Genomic DNA, 21293 nt, shown 5'->3' with positions numbered 1-21293 from the left:
CTCGGCGAGCGCGTAGGGATCCGCCTGGCGCTCGGCGATGCGCCCGGCCACCTCGTCCAACTGCCCCCGCTCCCGCTCCAGCCGCGACAGCGCGCTGCGCAACAGCCGCTCGCGCAGCAGGGCCACGAACTGCGCCGCCGCCCGGGTGCGCTCCTTCACCTTGCGCTGGCCCGTCTCCTCCAGGAAGGCCCGGTGCTCCTCGATCGTCTTCACCAGCACGTCCACGCCCGTGTCCCTCGCGGCCATCACCTTGAGGATGGGCGGCTCCCACTCGCGAGGCCCCGCCGGCTCCTCCACGTGCGTGCCCTCGGCCTTGGCGCGCACCATCCGGTGGTGGGCGTCGTGGTCCATGGGGGGCGCCTTCACCGCGTGGCGCAGCTCCAACATCATCCGCAGCTCGCGCACCACCCGGTCCGCCCCGTCCAGGTCCGCCTTGTTCACCGCGAAGATGTCCGCCACCTCGAGGATGCCCGCCTTGATGGCCTGGATGTCATCGCCCATGCCCGGCACCGTCACCACGATGGTGGTGTGCGCCATCTGGGCGATGTCGATCTCATCCTGCCCCACGCCCACCGTCTCCACGATGACGACGTCGCGCCCCATGGCGTCCATCACCCGGATGCAGTCGCCCGTGGCGCGCGACAGGCCCCCCAGGTTGCCGCGCGTGGCCAGCGAGCGGATGAAGACGCCCGGATCCGTCGCGTGATCCTGCATGCGGATGCGATCCCCGAGGATGGCGCCGCCCGTGAAGGGGCTCGTGGGGTCCACCGCGATGACGCCCACCGTCTTGCCCGCCTTGCGCAGGTGCGCGATGAGCCGATCCGTCAGCGTGGACTTGCCCGCCCCGGGCGAGCCGGTGATGCCGATGATGTAGGCCCGCCCCGTCCTGGGGAACAGCTCGCGCAGGGCCTGGGTGGCCTCCGGCTCGCCATCATCGATGTTGCGCATCAGGCGCGACGCGGCCCGCACATCGCCCTGAAGAACCCGCTCGGAAAGACTCGTCGCCTTGGCCAAGACCCTTACTCCTGTGGAGCGCCCGCGCCGACCAGCTTCACGGCCTCGGGGGAGACCTTCAGCAGGCCCGCCACCAGCGGGACGACTCCGGGGAAATCATCCAATTCGAAACGCTCCGCCCACACCTTGCCCTGCGCCCCGGCCAGCAGCCCTCGGAAGGTACGGCCCGCCACGCGCGCGGCGGCGAAACGGTACGGCCGGCCCTCCACCTCGAGCTGCACCAGCAGCTCCAGGCCGCTGCGCGGGGGCACCACCGCCCCTTCCCCGAAGGCCTGGACGACCTCCGAGAAACGCACCAGCCCCTCCCCCACCGCCTGCCCCCGGGCCGCCGCTCCAGCCCCGGTCGACTCTTCAAACAACGCCGCCAGGTAGCCGACCAGCGCGCCGCGCTCGCGGAACTCGGACAGCTCGAAGGTGTGCGTGGGGGGCACGGGCAGGGCCTGTCCCTCCCGCGTCGCGCTCGCCACCCGGAAGTGGCCCTGGCGGTCCGCCACCAGCGTCAGGGCCAGCCCGGACTCGGACACCTGGGTGGAGAGCACCAACGACACCGGATCCACCTGGGGATTGAGTCCCAGGGCCCGCAGCTCCGCCGAGCGACGCTGCACATGGAAGAGGTGCTCGTTGAAGGCCTCCGTCACCTCCGCCTCCAGGGCCTCGGCGTCCTTCACCGCGCCCAGCGCGATGGGACGCAACCCCCGCACCTCGGGCGGAGCGATGGGCACCAGCCGCTCCCCCTCCACCCGGAAGTCCACCCGATCCACCTTGATGGGACTCACCGGGTTGTCGAGGGGCCTGTCCAGGACGAAGGTCGCCTCCAGGCGTCCCCCCTCGCCCCGGACCTCCAGTCCGAGCTGTCGCAGCCGGGCCGAGTCCATCACGCCTTCTTGAAGATTTCCCGGGCGATGATGGAGCGCTGGATCTCGCTGGTCCCCTCGCCGATCTCACACAACTTGGCGTCGCGCAGGTAGCGCTCGACGGGGAACTCGCGGGTGTAGCCGTAGCCACCGTGGATCTGCACCGCCTTGTTGCAGGCCCGCGTGGCCACCTCGGAGGCGAACAGCTTCGCCATCGAGGCCTCCTGGCTGTACGGCTGGCCGGCATCGGCCAGGGCCGCCGAGCGGTGCACCAGCAGCCGCGCCGCGTCCGTCTCCGTCTTCATGTCCGCGAACATCCAGCGCAGGGCCTGGAACTCGGAGATGGGCTGGCCAAACGCCGTGCGCTCCCGGGCGTAGCGCAGCGACTCCTCCAGGGCCCCGCGCGCCAGACCCACCGCCAGGGCGCCGATGGTGATGCGGCCCTTGTCGAGGATCTTCATCGTGTCGATGAAGCCGTGATCCACCTCGCCCACCCGATGCGAGTCGGGCACTTCCACGTTCTCCAGCACCAGCTCCGCCGTGTCCGAGGAGCGCATGCCCAGCTTGCCGTGGATGGAGCGCTGGCTGAAGCCCGGCATCCCCTTCTCCAGGAGGAAGGCGGTGACGCCCTTCTGCTTCTTCTCCGGAGAGGTGACGGCGAGCACCACGAACACGCTGCCCACCGTGCCCTGGGTGATGAACATCTTCGCGCCGTTGAGCACCCAGTTGTCGCCCTTGCGCACGGCGGTCGTCTTCATGCCCGCCGCGTCCGAGCCGCTGCCGGGCTCGGTCAGGCCCCAGGCGCCGAGGTACTCGCCGGTGGCCAGCTTGGGCAGGTACTTGCGACGCTGCGCGTCGTTGCCGAAGACGCGCAGGTGGCTGGTGCCCAGCCCGTTGTGGGAGGCCACCGTGAGGGCCAGCGAGCCGTCGTAGCGGGCGATCTCCTCGACCGCCACCGCCACCGCGAGCGAGTCCATGGCGGCGCCGCCGTACTCCTCGGACACCAGCATGCCCAGCACGCCCAGCTCACCGAGCTCCCGTACCACCTCCATCGGGAACTTCTCCTCCTTGTCCCACTCGCGCGCGTAGGGCTTGACCTTGCGCTCACAGAAGTCACGGAGGGAGGCCTGGAGGGCTCGATGACTTTCAGGAAGTTCGAAGTCCATGTCGGGATGTATAGCAGAGGGGGGTGGGGGGACCATCAAACCGGGTAGACGCCGTGCTTCTTCGTCTCCCGGGGCTGGAAGCGCCGGGAATACACCTCATAACGCTGCAACAGCTCGTTGCGCAGCCGGTCGCCGGGGATGATCTCGTCCACCACCAGCTCGCTCGCCAGCTTGTAGATGTCCACGTCCTGACGGTACTCGTCCCGGAGCTGCTGGACGTAGGCGGCCCGCTCGGCCTCGGGCTTCTCCTGGATCTTGTTGAAGTAGACGGCATTGACCGCCGCCTCGGGGCCCATCACGGCGATCATCGCCCCGGGCAGCGCCAGGGTGGCGTCCGGGGCGAAGCCCGGCCCGCTCATGGCGTACAGGCCCGCGCCGTACGCCTTGCGCACCACCACGCAGATCTTCGGCACGCTGGCCTCGGACACCGCGGAGATCATCTTCGCGCCCGCCCGGATGATGCCCGCGCGCTCCACCTTGGTGCCGATCATGAAGCCCGGCACGTCCGAGAGGTAGAGCAGCGGGATGTTGAAGGCGTCGCACAGCCAGATGAAGCGCGCCGCCTTGTCCGCCGAGTCCACGAAGAGCACGCCGCCCTTGTACTTGGGCTGGTTGGCCACGATGCCCACCGGCCGCCCGCCAATGCGTCCCAGGCCCGTGATGATCTCCTGGGCGAAGAGCTTCTTCACGTCGAACCAGCTCCCCTCGTCGATGAGCTCGTTGATGAGCGCATACATGTCGAAGGGCTTGTTCTGGTCCGCGGGGATGATCTCATCCACCCGCTTGCCGCTGGCCTTGGGGGCCTTGGGCTCGAGCCGGGGCGGCGCCTGGGTGAAGTTCTCCGGGAAGTAGCTCAGGTACCTCTTGGCCGTCTCGATGGCCTCCTGCTCCGTCTTCACCAGCACGTCGCCCACGCCCGACACCGAGCAGTGCATCTTCGCCCCGCCCATCTCCTCCAGCGTCACCTTCTCGCCGATGACCATCTCGGCCATGCGCGGGCTGCCCAGGTACATGGAGGCGTTGCCGTCCACCATGATGACCAGGTCGCAGAACGCCGGGATGTAGGCGCCGCCCGCCGCCGAGGGCCCGAAGAGGAGGCACACCTGCGGCACCTCCCCGGACATGTGCACCTCGTTGTAGAAGATGCGGCCCGCGCCCCGCCGGCCCGGGAACATCTCCACCTGATCCGTGATGCGGGCACCCGCCGAGTCCACCAGGTACAGCAGCGGACAGCGCAGCGACTTCGCCGTCTCCTGGACGCGGAGGATCTTCTCCACCGTCCGCGCGCCCCAGCTCCCCGCCTTCACCGTGGAGTCGTTGGCCATGATCGCCACGGTGCGCCCGGCCACCTTGCCCAGGCCGATGATGACGCCGTCCGAGGGCAGCTCCGGATCCAGGTTGTTGGCGAGCTTGCCGTCCTCGATGAACGACCCCTCGTCCACCAGCAGCCGGATGCGCTCGCGGGCGAACAGCTTGCCCGTCTCCCGGTTCTTCGCGTGGTACTTCTCGGCTCCGCCCTTCTCCACCTGGGCGATCTTCTCGAGCAGCTTCTGGTCGAATGACATGGCGGGGCGGGGGCATACCAGAAAGGTGCTCGCCTGGCTGCTCTCTCCGTTCACCCCCCTACTGGGCACGCCGCGTCATGGCCTCGCTCTGCCTTCCAGCCGACGCCCGCCCCCTCTCCCAGGGGACAGCGTACTCCCCGGGGGGTGCCTCCCTCGCCTCCCCTCCCTAGCTTGATGCCCCGCGGGGGTGGGCGGCCGTGGGGGAAGTCCACCTCTCGTAAGGCTGTGGCCACAGGAGGAGGACGGAATGTTGTTCGCGACGAAGGCCAAGTGGGCGGTGAAGAGCGACGTGTACCGGAAGCTGATCGCTCGGAAGATCGTCAAGGACCTGCCCAAGTTCGCCAAGAACCAGTGGAACGATTTCGATCCGGATGACGTGCTGCGCTACGTGGGTCTCACCACCTACAAGCCCGCCCGCAGCTCGTTCGCCGGTGTGGGCGCGTTCATCATCGGCTGCGCCGTCGGCGGCATCGCCGCCCTCATGCTCGCGCCCAAGGCGGGCACCGAGCTGCGCACCGATGTGAAGGACAAGGCCATGGGCTACCTCGGCAAGCAGGGCATTGGCACCAGCCCGGAGAAGACCGCCAGCGCCTAGTAGTCGCCTGCGGCCCACCAGCCAGGGAGGGGAGCGCCAGCTTGTGCTTCCCTGTTTCGCCGGTGGGCTTCCCGCGAGGGGACCCGGCGGCGTCCGACAAGGGACGGGACGACGCCTCCAGGCCCCCTTATCGGGTGCAAGTCGCTGAAATCATGGGAGTTTCTGGGCCGCTTCGCGCCGTCAGTACACGCGCAGCAGCTCGGTCCGGATGTCGAAGTGCGGCCGGCGGACGTCCGGGATGATCACCTCGCCGCGTGTCTCCTCGAAGCCGCCCGACAGCAGCCCCAGCGGGAACAGCGCCGAGATGTAGGCCGCGTCCGAGGCGTCGAGCTCCTCCAGCTTCGAGAACTTGATGGTGCGCGCGAAGCTCACGTGCCCCTCGATGCCCCAGACACTGCGCACGGTGCCCTTCGTCCTCGCGGCGAAGTGCTCGGAGGCGGGGCCGAGCGCCGCCAGCGACGTGGGCACGCGCTCGAGGACGTAGGCATCGAAGAGGGGGTTGCCCGAGCTCTCCATCAGCTTCACCGACAGCACCTGGCCCGAGCGGGACTGCTCCAGCTCCAGCTTCACGTGCAGCGCTCCGGCGCGCCGGTTGTACGTCTCCAGCATGTCCACCGTGGTGGGCCTCGTCCGGGCCCGCGCCCCCGCCGTCCCCGAGCGCGCCACGTCCTCCAGGCGCTCCGTCCCCGTGGGGCCTCCTCCCGCCTCGTCCGGGCTGCCGCTCGCGCCATAGCGCCCGGCGCTCGTGAGCAGGTCTCGCAGGGCCTGGCCGCGCTCGGGCGTGGCCTTGAAGAAGTGCTTGAGCACCCCCTGGTACGCGAAGAGCGGCGCGCCGGAGAGCCCCTTCTCCAGGGCCTTGTCCATGTCGCCGAAGAAGCCGTCCACGAGGCCGTTCTGCACGCGCAGGCTCGCCATGCCGTCATCGAGGAAGCCCTGGACGCGCCCCTGGACCCGCTGGCCCTCCTCGGCGAGGAGCTGCTCCGGCGAGGGCCCATCCCCTGGTCGCAGCGTGCGTCCGGTGGAGCCCCCTGGCCTCGTGGGCACTCCGGTCACGGGGAGTCCCCCAGCGCCCGGGAACAGGCGCACCGCGCGTGGCGCATCCGGCGGAGTCTCGGCCGGAGGGAGGGCCGGCGCGGGGGTCGCGGGAGGCGGTGCGGCGGCCGTGGCGCTCGGGGGCGGCGTCGCGGGAGGGGGGCGCGGAGGCCGGGAGGCGCTTCTCGGCGGTCGGGAGGGCGCGGGCGGCGTGCGTACGACCACCTCGACCTGGAGGGGCTCGGGACGCGTGGGAGGAGGCGTGCTCTCGGGCGGCGCCAGGAACAGCACGAGCCCCAGGCCCAGGTGGAGGGCCAACGAGAGGATCAGTGCCTGGACCAGGCGAGAGCGCCGCATACACGGCCAACGCTGGCAGAGATACGCCCGTCGCACAAAGGAGGGCGAGGCCGGTTCGTTCTCCTCCGTGAAGGCCCGTGCTCCCCGAGGGTGATACCGGGGAAGAAGGCTTCGGCTAGGTTCCCTCCACGGGGAGGCGTCATGGAGTCGAAGCTGGGAAAGAGCCGCGCGGTCCGGGTTGGCGTGGGGTTGGGGATCGCCATCGCGGTGCTCGGGGCCTTCTTCTTCGCGAGGCCGAGGAAGCCCTCGGGAGACCTCTGGCTGGCGAACGCGGAGACGCGCCCCCGAGAGGCCCGCCTCAGCTACCCGGCCGCCGATGTCTACCGGCCCCATGGCACCACCCGGGCCGGGGCCCCCACCGTGCTTCCTCCCCTCCCCCTCCAGGAGCTCGCTGCGCTCGAGGAGGCGAAGGACTTCCACGGACTCGCCACCGCCTGGCTGCTGCGCGGCAACCCGATCCAGGCCGCGCCGTACCTGGCGAAGGCCGGCCACTCGCCGGACCTGGACAGCGACCGGGCCCTGCTCGCCCTGGACACGGGGGACTTCACCGAGGCCCTGGTGCTGAGCGACGGCGTGCTGGCGGCCGCGCCCAGCCACCCGCGGGCACTGTGGAATCGGGGGCTGGTGCTGCGCGAGCTCGGCCTGGGGCTCCTGGCCGCGGAGTCCTTCGAGCGCGTGGCCGCCCTCGGGGAGCCCGGCTGGAGCACCGAGGCGAAGCAGCGCGCGGAGGCCCTGCGCGGGCAGGTGGAAGCGCACCCGGCCTCCTATGCCGCGGCGCGCAAGGTGGGCGATGCGATGCGCACCGGTGGCCCCGTCTCCCTGGAAGAGGCTCGTGCCTTCCCGGGACTCTTCCGCCTCTTCTTCTACGACGCGCTGCGCGCCGCCCCCACCCGCGAGCGCACGCTGGAGCTGCTGCCGCTGGCCCAGGAGCTGGATCGGCACGAGGGCAAGGGCATCCTGGAGGCGCTGGTGCACCGCGTGGCCGGGCGCGACTTCTCCCGCCGAGGCCCCCTGGCTCGCGAGCATGATCGGCTCCGGCGCGAGCGCCGCCCTCCCGCCGAGTGGCAGCCGCTCATCGCCCAGGCCCGCGCCGCCGGGGAGACGGACCTCCTGCTGGGAGCCTTCTTCCACGGCCAGTCCATCCGCGCCCACCTGGAGGAGTACGAGGCCCTCGCCACCCGCACCGGCGACGACTGGTTCTCCCTGCTGGCCGCCCACCAGCGCGCCCAGGCCGAGCTGGCGAAGGACCAGCACTCCCGGGCCGAGCAGGTGCTGAGCGCCGCGCAACGCACCTGCGCCACCAGCCGGCTGGAGGTGGAGTTCCAGACCTGAAGCTGTCTCAGGGAGAACGACGATGAAGGTGATGACTCAGTGGATGCGGGTGTTGGTGGCAGGAGTCGCCCTCACGGGTTGTATCGAGCCGATGGAGCCGGTTCCCGGACAGAACGGGATGCTCCCCCAGATGAACGAGCAGGCCTACGTCGCCGGCGAGACCCCGCTCACGACGACTCCGCCCACGGCCATCATGTACTCCCGGGGCATGGACACGAGGACGCTCTGGGGCTCGGCGTCGGCGCGGAGGTTCGTCCACGTGGTGGCGTACACGCTGCCGCCGGATGCCATGGGCATCACGCCTCCGCCGCGCTTCCGCGCCTTCGCCATGGACATGGCCACGCGCTCCTTCCTGTTCACCATCGACGGAGAGCGCGCTTCCCTGGGCCTCTTCAGCGACCGGATGCTCGCCGACAGAGCCGTGGTCATCGTCACGCCCGCGGGCTTCAATTATTCCGGCTCGTGCACGGCCCCCCAACGGCCGATGCCGGGCAGGGTGGAGGCCGCCCAGGTGTCCTCGGACGCGGGCACCACCACCGTGTGCGGCACCCAGCCCATTCAGCAGCTCCCCCCCGTCGAAGGCCAGGAGGGTGGCCACGACTGGTTGTTCAACTGGTCCGGCTTCCAGGGCATGGCCGTTGGGCTGAGTGGCGGCACCTTCGACCACCAGTTCCCAGGCGGTACCGTCGTGCACGGTAGCGAGACGCTCGCCGAGTAACGGGGACACGAAGAGAAGGCCGGAGACCTCCCGGGCGCGTTCTCGCGCAACTTGTACACTTATTGTACAAGTTCGCGCACCGCGCGACCGGGAGGTCGAGGTCGTGAGGCGGTCGCCGTACCCTCCGAGGTGCTCGCCGCCACGGAGGGGGTGGGCCATGATGCGCGTCCCCCGCAGTCCCGAGGATGCCCATGCACTCCACCTTCTCGTCTCGCGTGTGGTCACTCGTCGCGGCGCTGGTCGTCACCGGTGTGACGGCCCCGACACTCGCCGCCGAGCCCAAGCCCACGAAGCCCACTCCCGCGGCCCCTGCCCCGGCAGCCCCCGCGCCCGCTGCTCCCGCCCCCGCGGCGCCCGCTCCGACTCCCGCCGCCAGTCCCCCGGAGCCCCGGCCGGCGGACGTGGCCACTCCCGAGTCGCTCGTGGCCGCGCTCTACGACGTCATCTCCGGGCCGAAGGGACAGGCGCGTGACTGGAACCGCTTCCGCTCCCTCTTCGCGCCCGGCGCGCGGATGATTCCTTCCGGGAAGCGGAAGGACGGCACCACCGGCCACCGCATGCTCTCGCCCGAGGACTACATCACCGGCTCCGAGAAGATGCTCGTCGAGGAGGGCTTCCGCGAGCGGGAGCTGCACAGCGTGGTGGAGCGCTTCGGTCCGCTCGTGCACGTCTTCAGCACCTACGAGGGCTTCCGCGAAGCGGACCTGTCGAAGCCCTTCGTGCGTGGCATCAACAGCATCCAGCTCGTCCATGATGGCAAGCGCTGGTGGGTGCTGACAGTGGCCTGGACCGCGGAGACGCCGGAGCAGCCGCTGCCCGCGAAGTACCTGCCCCCGGCCAAGGGCTGAGCGAGCCACGGCCCCTCACCCATCGAGGAGGTGGCACTCCACCTCCTTCATTTCTCCCAGCACCTGGAATCCCGCGCGCGTGTAGATGCGCTCCGCCTCGGGATTGGACACCTGAAGGAAGAGCGGCACGGTGGCCAGACGTTGCAGGTGGGCCACCGCCAGGGACGCGGAGGTCCTCCGGGGGCCCTCAGCGTGCCGCGAGGAGCAGGAAGATCGCGTTCAGGCCCAGTCCCACCGAGGCATGGAGGGGACTGCCTCGCGAGGAGCCGACGGAGAACTCCAGGTGGCCAATGGGCCCCAGGCACAGCTTCAGCCCGACGTCTCCGCCGTAGTTGAGGCCCTGGCCGGGTGGAGCCCCTGGCAGTCCCCCGAGCATCACTCGCGCATACGGCACGAGCCAGGTGTTGACGAAGTGCTGATACCCGATGAAGCCGTTGAGCTCCGGCATCCCCGCGCCAAAGGCGGCATGGAATCCGAGGTCCAGCCGGCGTGACAGGAAGAGCATCGGCTGCACGTTCAGCGTCATCGCCGAGCCGAGTCCCCCTCGGGAGTCCACCCGGAAGTGGCCGATGTACTCCACGGCCGGCTTGTCGATCGCGGGCGCCTCGAAGCGCAGCCCCTGGGCAATCTCCAGGTCGCTGGCGCTCCCCCGGGCCTGGTAGAGGTCCGCCAGGGCCTCGTAGGCCTCCGGGAACTCCTCGATGTACGCCTTGCGGAGCGGGGGCTCGGCCGCCTCCAGCTCACCGCGCTTCATCAGGAGCTGGCCCTGGGTGATGCAGCTCGTGGCGATGCCGCCCTCACACCCCTGGCCATAGGCGGTCTCCGCCTGCCGCGCGTCTCCGTGGGCCACCAACTCATCGCCCCAGTCGACGCATGCGCCCGGGCTGCCCGCCGCGCAGTCCTTCTGGGGGTGGTAGGCCGCCGAGGTGGCACACGCCGCAGTGACGAGCGGCAGCAGCACGACGAGCCATCGGACGGAGGGGCCGGTGTCCATGGCCCCATGATACTCCGTCCGGGCGGGCCCAGGTGGCACCCGGGGCCCCGCCAGGCTCTCAGGCCGCGTGCAGCTCCACCGGCATCACCCAGGGACCGCGGACGGTGAGCGAGTAGTTCCACTCGAACCGATCCGTCTTCACCTCGAAGCGCTGGAAGCGGTCGAGCAGCGTCTCCATCGCGATGCGGGCCTCCATCCGGGCCAGCGCCGCGCCAATGCAGAAGTGGGCGCCGTGGCCGAAGGGCATGTTGTTCGTCCCGGTGCGGGAGATGTCGAAGCGATCCGGCTCGTTGAAGTGCGTCTCGTCCCGGTTGGCCGAGCCGATGAGCGCCAGCACTGGCGAGCCCGGAGGCAGGCGGACGCCGTGCAGCTCCACCTCGGCGGTCGTCAGACGCAGCACGGACTGCACGGGGGCGTGGTAGCGCAGCACCTCCTCGATGAACGCCGGCACCCGCGAGCGATCCTCGCGCACACGCGCCAGCACGTCCGGGTGCTCCGCCAGGGACTGGACGAGGAAGTTGAGCAGGTGCACGGTGGTCTCCAGCCCCGCCACCAGCAGCAGGTTGAGGAAGCCCATCTGCTCCGAGGGCGTGAGGGACTCACCATCCACCTGGACGCGCAGCAGGTCGCTCACGAAGTCGTCCTGGGGGTGGCGCCGCCGCTCCTCCATGGCCTCGTTGAGGTACCGGTCCATCTCCTCCAGCGACTGACGCGTGCGGGCCTGGGTGACCAGGTCGTCGTCCGCCACGCCGGGGACGTTGACCATGTCGTTCGCCCAGCGCTTGAAGTGCTCGTGCGTCGACGTGGGCAGCCCCAGCAGCGTGCCGATGACGAAGCTGGGCAGGTGCATGGAGAACGCCTCGACGAAGTCCACCGTGCGGCCGGAGGGAATCCTCGAGGCGAGCTCCTCGGCGCAGGCGCGGATGCGAGGCTCCAGCCGGGCCAGGGCCTTCGCCCCGAAGGCGCGGCTGATGAGCGAGCGCAGCTGATCATGGCGCGGAGGATCCATGGCCAGCAGGGTGTCCTCGAGCGCGTTGCGGGGCAGCCAGGGCTTCTCCGAGAACAGGAGGAAGCCCTCCGAGGAGTAGAGCCGCGGGTTCTTGAGCACGGCGAGGACGTCGTCGTACCGGCTGATGGCCCAGAAGCCACCAGGGTCCACCTGGAACACGGGCGCGTTGCGCCGCAGCTCGGCATAGAGGGGATAGGGATTGGCGCGAGTGTCGGGGGCGAAGAGGTTGGGACGGGTGTTCATGGGAGTGCTCTTTTACTTCCGGCACCCGCCCGCGAGAAATGGATCATTCCCCAAGGGCTGGAGGCGGCTCGCGCCGCGCGAGCGAGGACAGATGCGGATCGCTCCTCCAGAAGTCGATTCCCATCTCGGCGGCCTTGTCCACGGAGCACACCACCAGCCGCACCTGGATGGTGAGCAGCTCCACGTCCAGCAGCTTGATCTTGATGTCGCCCGCGACCACCAACCCCTTGTCGAGGACGCGATCCAGCACGTCCGCGAGCGTGGCATTCCGGGGACCCTGAACGATGCGTTGTTGTGACGTCACGTGTCCTCCTCACAGCAGCTTGCCGAGCGGGCCCAGATCGAGGTTCAGGTCTTCTTCCGTGAGCCCGAACTCCACGCGGAGCCGCTCGATCTCCTCGGCCTGACGCATCAAGGTCATTCCCAGCCGCTCGATCTCCTCGTCCGTCAGGGAACCGCCCTCCATGCGGCGGATGGCCTGCTTCTCGAGCAGCTCGTGCAGCAGCTTCACCAGGGTGAGCACCAACTGCCCGAGCCCGTTCTTCAGCTTGCCCTCGTCGAGCGAGAGCCGCCGTGGAGTCGGATCGCTCTTGCTTCGCAGCACCGCCTCGAGCTGCCCTCCCACGTCGCTCATCGCGCCCCTCCCCCAGGCCCGGAGAGCGACGGCAGCGGCGAGGGCAGGACGAGCCCCGCGCGCCGCGCCGTGTCCGTCGAGCACACGATGAGCTGCAGGCCGAGGTAGACGAGGTCCACATCCGCCACCGACAACACGATGTCTCCGCGCAGCGCCACGCCCTTGTGGAGCACCCGGTCGAGCGCTTCACAGAGGGAGATGGGCTCGGACTCCTCCAGCTCTTGATTCACGTCCCCTCCCCTTCCTGACCCGCGAGCTCCTCCACGAAGTCCTCCGCCTGGCCGGGTGCCTCGTCCTCCTTGGCGAGAGCCTCCTCCTGGCGCGCGAGGATGGTGTCGAGCCGATCGAGCAGCGCCGCCTCTTGCGCCTCGAACTCGTGCTCTTCGAGCTGCCCGGACTCCAGCCGCAGATACAGCTCCCGCAGCCGCGTCTTGAGCTCCTCTTCTTCCCGCTCCTGCTCCTGCCCCAGCGCCTCGTCGACCTTCCGGGCCACCCAGAGCAGGCCGTGGAACGGTGCGAACAGGAGGTCATCGATGAGCAACATGCTCACTCCCGCCCGAGCCCGGCCGGGAGCTTCAGCTCCGTGAAGCTATGCGGAGCCCACGGACCGTTGAACTCGAAGGTGAAATGGTCATCGAAGTCCTTCGCGGCGACCTCGACCAGCTTCTCGAAGGCGCCGAGCCCCTCGCGCGGCACCAGGCACGAGAGGTTCATCACCTCGCGCTCCCCGCGCGGTGGGTTCCACTTCAGCTCGACCCCACGCTTCCGGAGCACCGCCGCCACGTGCTCGGAGTGCAACTGCCGATCAGCCTCGCGCAGGTGCTCGAACAACTTCCCCACCTGGATCAGCTCCTCGCGGCCGAGATCGTGGCGACCCTTCAGACGATCCCGCATGGCGCCGAGCTCCGGGTGGATGGTGACGAAGTAGTCGAAGAGATCCGGGGTGCTCCAGTTCACCCGGAGCCCCATCTCCACCTTGCCGGCGACATTCTCGAGCTGCTCCCGGAACACCTCCTGGCTCTCCTCCAGCCGGGCGCGCACGGCCTCGTCACTTCGGGCCACGAGGCCGAACGCCGCCGGCAACACGGTGGTGTGCTCCATCAAGCGTCGCAGGACCGCTTGATGCGCGAGGAGATGCTTGCGCTCAGGCCGGAGGCGCGTACGGCCCACCCGACTCACCGCCGCGGAGAGGTCCCCCACGGTGATGCAGTACACCTCGCCGCCCTCGATGCCGAGCGAGCCCGTCTCTCCGACGCCCGCCGTGCCGGCGAGCACGGCATAGAGATACGTGCCTCCTGCCTGAGCGTTCATCATCTCCCCAGCTCCCTTCGTGTGGTGTTCAGGGTTGGTTCCGCTACGCGCCCACCGCGGCTGGCGCGGCGATCGTCGCGGCCGGCATGACCGAGCTCGTCACCGGCAGGGCCGCGTTCTTGAGCGCCGAGCTGGTGCTCTCGGAGAGGCCCATCGCCGCCGCGTACTTCAGGTACGTATCGACCGAGGCGATGACGACACGCGCCTCCACCGACAGGATCTGGATGCCCACGAGCGAGACCGTGGCCCACACATCAATCACGATGCCCTTGTCGAGGATGATGCTGATGACTTCGGCGAGGCTGGATGAATCGGTCGATTTCTGGATGGCCGCCATGGCTCTGCCTCCTGGTTGTGTTGGGCCTGGACTCGCTCCGTCCATGCTTGCCCTCACGATTAGCAGGGGCTTCCGACATGTCTTTCATTCAACAGCAAAGGCAGACATGTCGTCCCAACACAGCAAGGCACTCACGCCACGAAATTGAAGGGAGGCCACGGCCCGCTCAGCGTGAGCTCCGCGGGGCCCACGTCGGGAATGGGCGACAGCGCGGCGCGGAACGCGGCCATCTGCTCGCGCGGTACCAGGAAATACAGTGAGCAGAGCATGGGCTCGCCCGAGCGCGCGGGCGAGAGCTCCGAGCGGTGCTCCCTGCACAGCGGCGCCACCTTCGCCAGCAGGGCCTGCTCCAGCGCCGCGCACCGGTCGCGCAGTTGGTTCTCCGCGGCATGGCGCCGCTGCCGGGCCTTGAGGTAATCGGCACCCGAGCGGCTCTCAAGCGCGCTCTCCGCTGGCGCGGCGGATGGAGGCGGCGCGGAGACCAGCGCCCGCACGCCCATCTCCACGCAGCCGGCGATCCGCGTGAGCGCGCGTGAATAGACGGTCCGCTGCGCGTCGAGGTGCTCGCGTACCGCCGCCTCGTCGGGGAGCACGCCGCCGAAGCGCATTGGCAACACATTGGCGACGGCGTGCAGTGAGCGGATGACGCGCTCATAGTCGAGCAACTCCGCCCTCGCTGGCGTCGCCGCCCGCGCGGGCTCCGCGAGGGGGGAGACCACGGCCGCGAGCTCGCCGTGGACGATCCGCCGGAGCCCACCGCCGTGTACTCCGCGCCCGTCGCCCGGCAACGCCGAGGCCGCGTCCACGATGCCATAGAGCAGCAGCTCAGCCATGGGTCCGCTCCTGGTTCTCCTCGCTCGGCGTGTCCCCGAAGTGCGGCGCGAAGCTGTAGGCCGGCCAGGGCCCTCGCGCCGACAGGTGGAGCCCGTGTGCCGACAACGGCTCCGCCAGCGGCTCGAGGCGCCTGGCCAGTTCCGCCTCCGCGCCGCGCGGAACGAGGAGCGCCCAGTGGAAAGCCCCCTCCGACGGGGGCCGCAGGGGGCGCCGCGCGAGCACCAGTCCCTCGAGGGCCCGGGCGATCGTCGCCTGGGTCTCCTGGGCCCACACGCGCGCCGCTCGCGTCGCGTCCTTGCGCAGCTTCTGCTCCAGCAGATAGCGAGCCCCCGCCGACGCCGGCAGCTTCGCCACGCGGGGATCCGCGGCGAACATCGCCTCCTCGCAGGCGAGGACATCCAGCGCGCCGTGGAGCGACCATTCCTCCTCGTGCGCCGCCTTCTCGAGGAAGGCCTCTATCCGCGCCCGCTCGCGCCGGAGCAACTCCTCGAGCCGCTCCGCCGACGAGAACAGGCAGCCGAAGCGCAGTGGCAGCACCGGAGAAGCGCCCATCATCCGCGCGATGACTTCCTCGTGACGCAGGGCACGCGGCCCGAGCCAGCCCAGGTCCTTCAAATGGGCCTCGCCCACCTCCCCTGTCCATTCGTGAAGCGGCACCTCGCAGCAGATGGCGGCGAGCTCCTCGTGCACTCGCGCGACGAGTGGCGCCTCTCCGGCGAAGCCGGGGCCCACCGCCATCTCGGCCGCACCCGCGCGCGCGAAGCAGAAGACGTACAGCCCCACGCCGTCATCACCCTCGGAACGAACCGTCTCTCTCGCATTCATGGCGTCCCGGAGTGTCTCAACCCCCTCCGACACACTTCCCCGCGGAGCGCGTCAGGCCGCGTCGACTCGGGGCGCGCCGTGCTGGACCTGCCGGTCCTCGACGACGAACGGCTCACACGGGCGGCCTTGCGAGTCGCGGAAGGACAGGTGGAAGCGCAGCACCTTTCGCGCCTCGCCGTGGGTGTAGTAGTCCGTGCCGTTGCGCCACGCGTGGAGGTAGAGGGCATAGAGGCCCTCCCCCACCTTCTCCAGCGAGGGGTGTCCCGGGCCATTCCACGCGCCGCGCAGCGCGGGGCTCTCGCTGTCCATCAGCAGCCGCTCGTCGCGGATCCGCCCGTGCAGGACGTCATCGAGCTTGCCCACATAGGTGTGGTACTCGTGGTTGCCGAAGAAGCCGGCGCTGTAGATGACGTAGCGCTGCCCGTTCTCCCGGACGAAGAACTGTCCCTCGATGAGCCCGCCGTGCTGGGGCCCGTTGGTGAGGATGACGTTGGGGGAGCCGACGAAGTCGAGCACCCCGTCCGGCCCGAGGGTGAACTCGCGGGCGACCAGCGGCGTCGGCGCGGCGCGCTCCTGGCCCGTAGCCGCGTCCACCCAGCGCAGGGCGTTGCCGTCCACCTTGACCACCAGGGCCTGGCGCTTGCGCCCGAAGCCGTCCGCGATGCGCGCCACGGTGCCGTCGATGGTGCCCAGCACGGGGTTGTCTCCCGCGGGCCCTCCCGGGTAGTCCGGGGCGAGCTCCTTCACGCGCGGGTTGACGTCCAGGGGCCCCTGGTCCTTCCAGGGGCCCTCGATGGAGCGGCTCGTGGCGTAGGCGCTCCGCAGCACGCCCTGGCGGTCGCGCGCGGTGTAGAAGAGGACCAGCCACTCGCCGAGCTCGAAGATCTCCGGGGCCCAGCGCGCGAGCAGGAGGTCCTCGGGCAGGCCCGGCTCGGCGGGCACGGGCTCGCCCTGGTTCCACCACGCTGGGAGCTGCCCCTCGGGGAAGAGGGCCAGGTGCCGCCCGTCCTTCATGGCGGGCTCGAACCGGGACAGCGTCTGGCTCCACCGGTAGAGCGGGAAGGCAGAGGGGCGGTTGTTGAAGGTGGCGATGAGCCACAGCCCCTGCGTCCGCGCTCCGTCCGGGCTCGTGGCCGAGATTCTCAGGGCGAACGGGTCCGGCATGTTGTCGGCGAGGAGCGCCTCGGGCACCCGGGCCGGTCGCGCGAGGAGCTCGCCCGGCGTCACGCCCCACTCGGAGGCGTTGACCTCGAAGGGCGCGGCCAGGGCCGACGCGAGCGTGTTGTGCGTCAGGTGCTCCAGGGGAGCGGACAGCCGAGGATCGGAAGAGAGAGGAGCGGACGTCTGCTCGAAGTTTTCGGGCGGCATCGGGTCCAGAGCAAAGGTGACGGCAGCGGGAACCCGGCTGGCCATCGAGCTCATTCCGCCTGGGCTCGACCCCGACGATGGCGTGCGCGCCTGGCTGGTGGGCGGCCATGCACTCTCACACTCCACCCACGGCTGTACATGCCCCGGCTTTTATCAGCTCGGGCCCCACGTTCTTGCCCCTCGGTGAAGGACGGGGTCGTTCCACGGGGTCCTGTTTTCAAGTATTTCGTCTTCCACCCATGAACCACGCTCCCCCTTCCCCCGCGCGCGCGCGGGCATATCCCGACGTGGTCAAAGTCCTCGGAGCGCTCGTGGCGGGCACCCTGCTCGTCGTCCATCCCGGCTGCCACGAGGCTCCCAGGCCCCCGCCCAAGCCCCCGCGGCCGATCCGCGTCCAGGTCGTGGCCTTCAATGACTTCCACGGCAACCTGGAGGCCCCCACGGGCAGCAACGGCCGCATCCGGGCGCCCGCGAGCGATGGGGGTACCGCCGACGTGAATGCCGGCGGCGCGGCCTTCCTCGCCCATCACCTCCAGAAGCTGCGGGCGGACAACCCCGACAACACGGTGGTCGTGTCCGCGGGGGACCTGATCGGCGCCTCGCCGCTCGTCTCCGGCATCTTCCACGACGAGCCCACCATCGAAGTGATGAACATGATGGGGCTGGACCTCAACTCCGTGGGCAACCACGAGTTCGACGAGGGCGTCACCGAACTGCTGCGCATGCAGAGGGGGGGCTGCCACCCGGTGGATGGGTGCAAGGCGAGCCCGACCTTCCCCGGCGCGAAGTTCAAGTTCCTCTCCGCCAACGTCTTCACGGACGTGGCCACCCGGAAGACGCTCCTCCCGGCCTATGACATCCGCGAGTTCCAGGGGGTGAAGGTCGCCTTCATCGGCATGACGCTGGAGGGGACGCCGCTGATCGTCAACCCGGCCGGCGTGGCGGGCCTCACCTTCCAGGACGAGGCGGACACGGTCAACGCCCTGGTCCCCGAGCTGAAGCAGCAGGGCGTGGAGGCCATCGTGGTGGTCATTCACGAGGGCGGCCTGCAGACGGGTCTCTATGACGAGTGCCCCGGCATCTCCGGCCCCATCAAGGAGCTCGTCGAGCGATTCGATGACGAGGTGGACGTGGTCGCCTCCGGCCACACGCACCAGGCGTACAACTGTGTCATCGACGGCAAGCGCGTCACCAGCGCGGCCAGCTACGGGCGCCTCGTCACCGACATCGACCTGGTGCTGGATCCCGTCTCGCATGACGTGGTGGAGACGAGCGCGCGCAACATCCTCGTCACGCGTGACACCGCGGAGCCCACCGTGGACGCGTTCGTGAAGGATCGCATCCACAAGTCGGCGCGACTGCGGGACACGGTCATCGGCACCACCCCGAGCGAGCTGAAGGCCCCCGTACGGCCGCTCCCCGCGGGTGCCTCGGGTGAGTCCACGCTCGGCAACGTCGTGGCGGACGGGATGCTCGCGGCCACGCGCGACGCGCGACTCGGCGGGGCCGTCATCGCCTTCCAGAACCCGGGCGGGGTGCGCGCGGACATCAACGCCGGAGACATCACCTTCGGAGAGGTCTTCGCGGTCCAGCCCTTCGCCAACAACCTGGTGACGCTGACGCTGACGGGCGCGCAGCTCGAGACGCTGCTGGAGCAGCAGTTCCAGTCGGCCGGCACGCTCATCCTCCAGGTCTCGCGGGGCTTCGCCTTCAGCTGGAAGGCGTCGGGGCCACAGGGGGACAAGGTGGATCCGGCGTCCATCACCCTCCATGGCAGGGTCATCGACCGGGCGGCGAACTACCGGGTCACGGTGAACAACTTCATGGTCTCCGGGGGTGACGGCTACACGGTGCTGACCGAGGGGAAGGATCCGCTCACGGGCGTGCTCGATCTCGACGCGCTCGAGGCCTACACGCGCGCCAACAACCCGTTGCCCACGCCCGCCCTGGGTCGCATCACCCGGCTCCCGTGATGCCACGCCTCTCCCCGCGGTCCCAGCTCGGGAGCGAGGTGGGTTTCGAGGAGACGACCGTCAGCAACCGAGAGGGCCAGTTCCCCTGTGCCGCGCACATGAAGACGCCCTCGGTTTTTCTCTCGGTGGTGCTGGTGGTACTGACCGCGTGCCAGAGCCATACGGATATCGGCGTGGGTCCGCGCCTGGACTTCGCCATGGAGTCGCCGGGCCCGAGTCCTCTGACCGCCCACCTGGCTGCGGCACGCCCCGGGGCCGAGGTGCTGGAGGGGACGAACGAGGTGCGCACCCAGGCGTGGGCGGCGGCGCGCCGGCTGAAGCACACGGGCGCGTGGCTGGCGCTCGGGTTGCGGAGGGAGGGCGAGCAGGTGCGGTTGCTCGTCGTCCACGCGCATGAGGGGAAAGGCGCCGAGGTGGGCTCGGTGGAGGCGGAGGACTTCCGCCGCCTGGTGGAGTGGGCGCTGTACCGGTACGTGCGGGGCCAGCGGGGCGAAGTGGTGCTGACGCTGCGGCGCGGTGAGGGCATGTGGCGCGAGGAGGTGGAGTCCACGGGCCCAGTGCTCTCGGCCACCCCACCCCAGGCGCCCTACGAGGCCTTCCTGCGCTACCAGGGAGAAGCGCTGCGGACCCCCGGCCTCTCCGAGACGGCGCGCCGCGAGGGCCTGTCGGCACTCAAGAAGCTGGAGGGCCAGATGTGGCTGCAACCGCGGGAGGCGCTGGAGACGGCGCCCTCTCCCCTGGAGCGGTACACGGCGCTGCTGCGGGAGGAGCGACAGCGCGAGGTGCGCTGGCGGGAGGTGCAGCGCAAGCTGGCCGAGTACGAGGCGTGGGGAAGAAGGCTGCTGGACACCTATGCCCCGCCCCCGCGCCGCCTGGCTCCGGGCTACCTCTTGAGCGAGTCGCCGCTGCGCGAGCACTCGCTGCGAGCCCTGGGTAACGCCACGCTGGCCTGGGCCTACGCGCATACAGAGGACCCGGACTTCCTCCGGCGTACGCCCGAGGAGGTGGCCCTCTACCTGCTGGCGAGCCGCTCGGCCCTGGCCAGCGCGGTGCACCTGGGACGCCTGGCTCCGGTGGTGTTGGACTACAACGAGGCTTTCGACCCAGAAGCCTACCCCGCCGAGGACCTGGTGCTGGAGCTGCTGGTGGGCCTGACACCGGGCGCTGGCGAGACGATGGACGCGCGGGCGGCCGTCACTGGCTACAGCCTCACGGGCCACGCCCTCACACGCACCGAGCGCGTGGTGTGTGCGCTGGGGGTGCTGCTGCCCTTCGTGACCGGCACCGTGCTGATGAAGGCTGGCGAGGACACGGAGCGGTTGGCGTTGCTCACCGGCCGGGGCCTGAACGAGGTGGAGGTGCTCTCGCGTGTGGCCTCGCACCTGTCACCACAGGATGCGAAGGAAGTGGAGCGCCTGCTGGGGGCGGCCTCCCGGGGTCACACCTTCACCGAGGAGGAATCGCGCTTCCTCAACGGGGTGGCACGTGGCCTGGAGGCGCCGTTGCGCGAGGCGGCCGGAGCCCTGCGGGCGGGCCAGAAGGTGCCGCTGCTGGGAGTGCGCACGTTGCCAGACGGCAGCCGGCTGCTGCCCGGCACCCGAGCCCACAAGGCCCAGCGCTGGGTGGACTACCAGTTCCGCCACCCGGAGAAGTACCGCCGCTTCTCCTTCCAGCCGGACGCGGACTGGGAGCGCCAGTACGAGATCCTCCTGAAGAACCGGCCAGCGGGTAATGCCTTCGAGGACGCCATCCTCCAGGCCCACCAGTACGAGCGCAACACCGCGATGATGATGCCGCCACCGGGCAGCGGCGCCCAGGGCTTCATCCCCGACGCGGTGAAGGGCCAGCCGGCGGAGCTGGTATGGGGACAGCCCTACCCCTTCGTTGAGTCCAAGGCCCGCAGGGAACTCTCCCTCTCCGGCAACCTCAAGGCGATGATTGACTACGTGGACAAATACGGCGGTCACCTCGAGCTGTGGGTCCGCTCCGCCAAACATCCCGATGGGGCAACACGGCTTTCAGGAACGCTTCTGCGTAGTTTGGAAAGGCTGGAAGCAGAGGGTAGAGCTGTCTTGAGGCCCTACCCATGATGCGCTCTCCGACAGAAACCGATATTCGAATCGGGCTTCCCCCTGGCCCGGTCTCGGGCGAAATCGTGCGGGAGTTTCTCGACCTCGTACTTCGCAAGTTCCGATGGTTCGAACCCAGACGGTTTGGCCATGTCTCCCTGGAAAAATCAATTGATCCGGCCCGCCTCGATCTCGCGCCAATCATTGCGTATTAC

General features: G+C 69.7%; 23 protein-coding genes and 1 pseudogene. 7 read left to right on the top strand and 17 right to left on the bottom strand.

What is annotated here, in order from left to right:
* From meaB to VF697_RS23225, 4 genes are all read right to left on the bottom strand, one after another.
* Window positions 1–1014: methylmalonyl Co-A mutase-associated GTPase MeaB (gene meaB, locus VF697_RS23240; protein ID WP_331098507.1), on the bottom strand; the 1014-nt coding region annotated here is incomplete at its 3' end.
* Window positions 1015–1019: 5 nt separating this feature from the next.
* A complete protein-coding gene (locus VF697_RS23235; protein WP_331098506.1) occupies window positions 1020–1889 on the bottom strand; it encodes a hypothetical protein in 870 nt (289 codons plus the stop codon).
* Window positions 1889–3034, bottom strand: a complete 1146-nt coding sequence (locus tag VF697_RS23230) for an acyl-CoA dehydrogenase family protein (protein ID WP_331098503.1) — start codon at window positions 3032–3034, stop codon at window positions 1889–1891. The genes VF697_RS23235 and VF697_RS23230 overlap by 1 nt, the downstream gene beginning before the upstream one ends.
* Before the next feature lie 35 nt (window positions 3035–3069).
* On the bottom strand, window positions 3070–4599 hold the full coding sequence (locus tag VF697_RS23225) for an acyl-CoA carboxylase subunit beta (protein ID WP_331098501.1): 1530 nt from the start codon (window positions 4597–4599) through the stop codon (window positions 3070–3072).
* Between the two features lie 247 nt (window positions 4600–4846).
* Here VF697_RS23225 and VF697_RS23220 point away from each other — a divergent pair, with 247 nt between their 5' ends.
* Window positions 4847–5194: a YtxH domain-containing protein gene (locus VF697_RS23220; RefSeq protein WP_331098499.1), complete on the top strand. Its 348-nt coding sequence runs from the start codon at window positions 4847–4849 to the stop codon at window positions 5192–5194.
* 180 nt (window positions 5195–5374) lie between these two features.
* Here VF697_RS23220 and VF697_RS23215 read toward each other — a convergent pair whose 3' ends face one another.
* Window positions 5375–6583, bottom strand: coding sequence for a hypothetical protein (locus VF697_RS23215; RefSeq protein WP_331098497.1), 1209 nt, complete (start codon window positions 6581–6583; stop codon window positions 5375–5377).
* 141 nt (window positions 6584–6724) lie between these two features.
* Here VF697_RS23215 and VF697_RS23210 point away from each other — a divergent pair, with 141 nt between their 5' ends.
* From VF697_RS23210 to VF697_RS23200, 3 genes are all read left to right on the top strand, one after another.
* A complete protein-coding gene (locus VF697_RS23210; protein ID WP_331098495.1) occupies window positions 6725–7915 on the top strand; it encodes a zf-HC2 domain-containing protein in 1191 nt (396 codons plus the stop codon).
* A gap of 22 nt (window positions 7916–7937) precedes the next feature.
* The gene (locus VF697_RS23205; RefSeq protein ID WP_331098493.1) at window positions 7938–8633 is read left to right on the top strand and encodes a hypothetical protein; all 696 of its coding nucleotides are present in this window, start codon (window positions 7938–7940) and stop codon (window positions 8631–8633) included.
* 191 nt (window positions 8634–8824) lie between these two features.
* A complete protein-coding gene (locus VF697_RS23200; RefSeq protein ID WP_331098492.1) occupies window positions 8825–9481 on the top strand; it encodes a nuclear transport factor 2 family protein in 657 nt (218 codons plus the stop codon).
* A 15-nt stretch (window positions 9482–9496) separates the two neighbouring features.
* On the opposite strand, the gene VF697_RS23195 is transcribed toward VF697_RS23200, so the two are convergent.
* The 12 genes and pseudogenes from VF697_RS23195 to VF697_RS23140 form a co-directional block, all read right to left on the bottom strand.
* A complete protein-coding gene (locus tag VF697_RS23195; RefSeq protein ID WP_331098490.1) occupies window positions 9497–9637 on the bottom strand; it encodes a hypothetical protein in 141 nt (46 codons plus the stop codon).
* 31 nt (window positions 9638–9668) lie between these two features.
* On the bottom strand, window positions 9669–10475 hold the full coding sequence (locus VF697_RS23190; protein WP_331098487.1) for a hypothetical protein: 807 nt from the start codon (window positions 10473–10475) through the stop codon (window positions 9669–9671).
* A gap of 58 nt (window positions 10476–10533) precedes the next feature.
* A complete protein-coding gene (locus VF697_RS23185) occupies window positions 10534–11727 on the bottom strand; it encodes a cytochrome P450 (protein WP_331098485.1) in 1194 nt (397 codons plus the stop codon).
* A 43-nt stretch (window positions 11728–11770) separates the two neighbouring features.
* Window positions 11771–12031, bottom strand: a complete 261-nt coding sequence (gene gvpJ, locus VF697_RS23180) for a gas vesicle protein GvpJ (protein WP_331098483.1) — start codon at window positions 12029–12031, stop codon at window positions 11771–11773.
* 9 nt (window positions 12032–12040) lie between these two features.
* Window positions 12041–12361, bottom strand: coding sequence for a gas vesicle protein K (locus VF697_RS23175; protein ID WP_331098481.1), 321 nt, complete (start codon window positions 12359–12361; stop codon window positions 12041–12043).
* Window positions 12358–12591, bottom strand: a complete 234-nt coding sequence (locus tag VF697_RS23170; protein WP_331098479.1) for a gas vesicle protein — start codon at window positions 12589–12591, stop codon at window positions 12358–12360. The genes VF697_RS23175 and VF697_RS23170 overlap by 4 nt, the downstream gene beginning before the upstream one ends.
* Window positions 12588–12905 (bottom strand): gas vesicle protein GvpG, encoded by a 318-nt coding sequence (locus VF697_RS23165; RefSeq protein WP_331098477.1) that lies wholly within the window; start codon window positions 12903–12905, stop codon window positions 12588–12590. The genes VF697_RS23170 and VF697_RS23165 overlap by 4 nt, the downstream gene beginning before the upstream one ends.
* 2 nt (window positions 12906–12907) lie before the next feature.
* Window positions 12908–13675 (bottom strand): GvpL/GvpF family gas vesicle protein, encoded by a 768-nt coding sequence (locus VF697_RS23160; protein WP_331098475.1) that lies wholly within the window; start codon window positions 13673–13675, stop codon window positions 12908–12910.
* 127 nt (window positions 13676–13802) lie between these two features.
* Window positions 13803–14009, bottom strand: a pseudogene (gene gvpJ, locus VF697_RS23155) (gas vesicle protein GvpJ); the annotation flags it as partial.
* A 131-nt stretch (window positions 14010–14140) separates the two neighbouring features.
* Window positions 14141–14842, bottom strand: a complete 702-nt coding sequence (locus tag VF697_RS23150; RefSeq protein WP_331098471.1) for a GvpL/GvpF family gas vesicle protein — start codon at window positions 14840–14842, stop codon at window positions 14141–14143.
* A complete protein-coding gene (locus tag VF697_RS23145) occupies window positions 14835–15668 on the bottom strand; it encodes a GvpL/GvpF family gas vesicle protein (protein WP_331098469.1) in 834 nt (277 codons plus the stop codon). Before VF697_RS23145 ends, VF697_RS23150 begins: the two co-directional genes overlap by 8 nt.
* A gap of 51 nt (window positions 15669–15719) precedes the next feature.
* Window positions 15720–17090, bottom strand: a complete 1371-nt coding sequence (locus VF697_RS23140) for a xylosidase (RefSeq protein ID WP_331098467.1) — start codon at window positions 17088–17090, stop codon at window positions 15720–15722.
* 257 nt (window positions 17091–17347) lie between these two features.
* Between VF697_RS23140 and VF697_RS23135 the strand changes: the two genes are divergently transcribed.
* The 3 genes from VF697_RS23135 to VF697_RS23125 all read left to right on the top strand — a co-directional run.
* Window positions 17348–19009: a bifunctional metallophosphatase/5'-nucleotidase gene (locus VF697_RS23135; protein ID WP_331098465.1), complete on the top strand. Its 1662-nt coding sequence runs from the start codon at window positions 17348–17350 to the stop codon at window positions 19007–19009.
* Window positions 19009–21099: a pre-toxin TG domain-containing protein gene (locus VF697_RS23130; RefSeq protein ID WP_331098463.1), complete on the top strand. Its 2091-nt coding sequence runs from the start codon at window positions 19009–19011 to the stop codon at window positions 21097–21099. The genes VF697_RS23135 and VF697_RS23130 overlap by 1 nt, the downstream gene beginning before the upstream one ends.
* A partial coding sequence (locus VF697_RS23125) for a hypothetical protein (protein ID WP_331098461.1) occupies window positions 21096–21293 on the top strand: 198 nt, incomplete at its 3' end. The genes VF697_RS23130 and VF697_RS23125, both read left to right, overlap by 4 nt.

This window comes from Archangium sp. (assembly GCF_036388035.1).
In the GTDB taxonomy this organism is placed as follows: domain Bacteria; phylum Myxococcota; class Myxococcia; order Myxococcales; family Myxococcaceae; genus Archangium.
The sequence above is the reverse complement of the archived record's forward strand: the minus strand, read 5'-3'. Positions and strand labels throughout refer to the sequence as shown.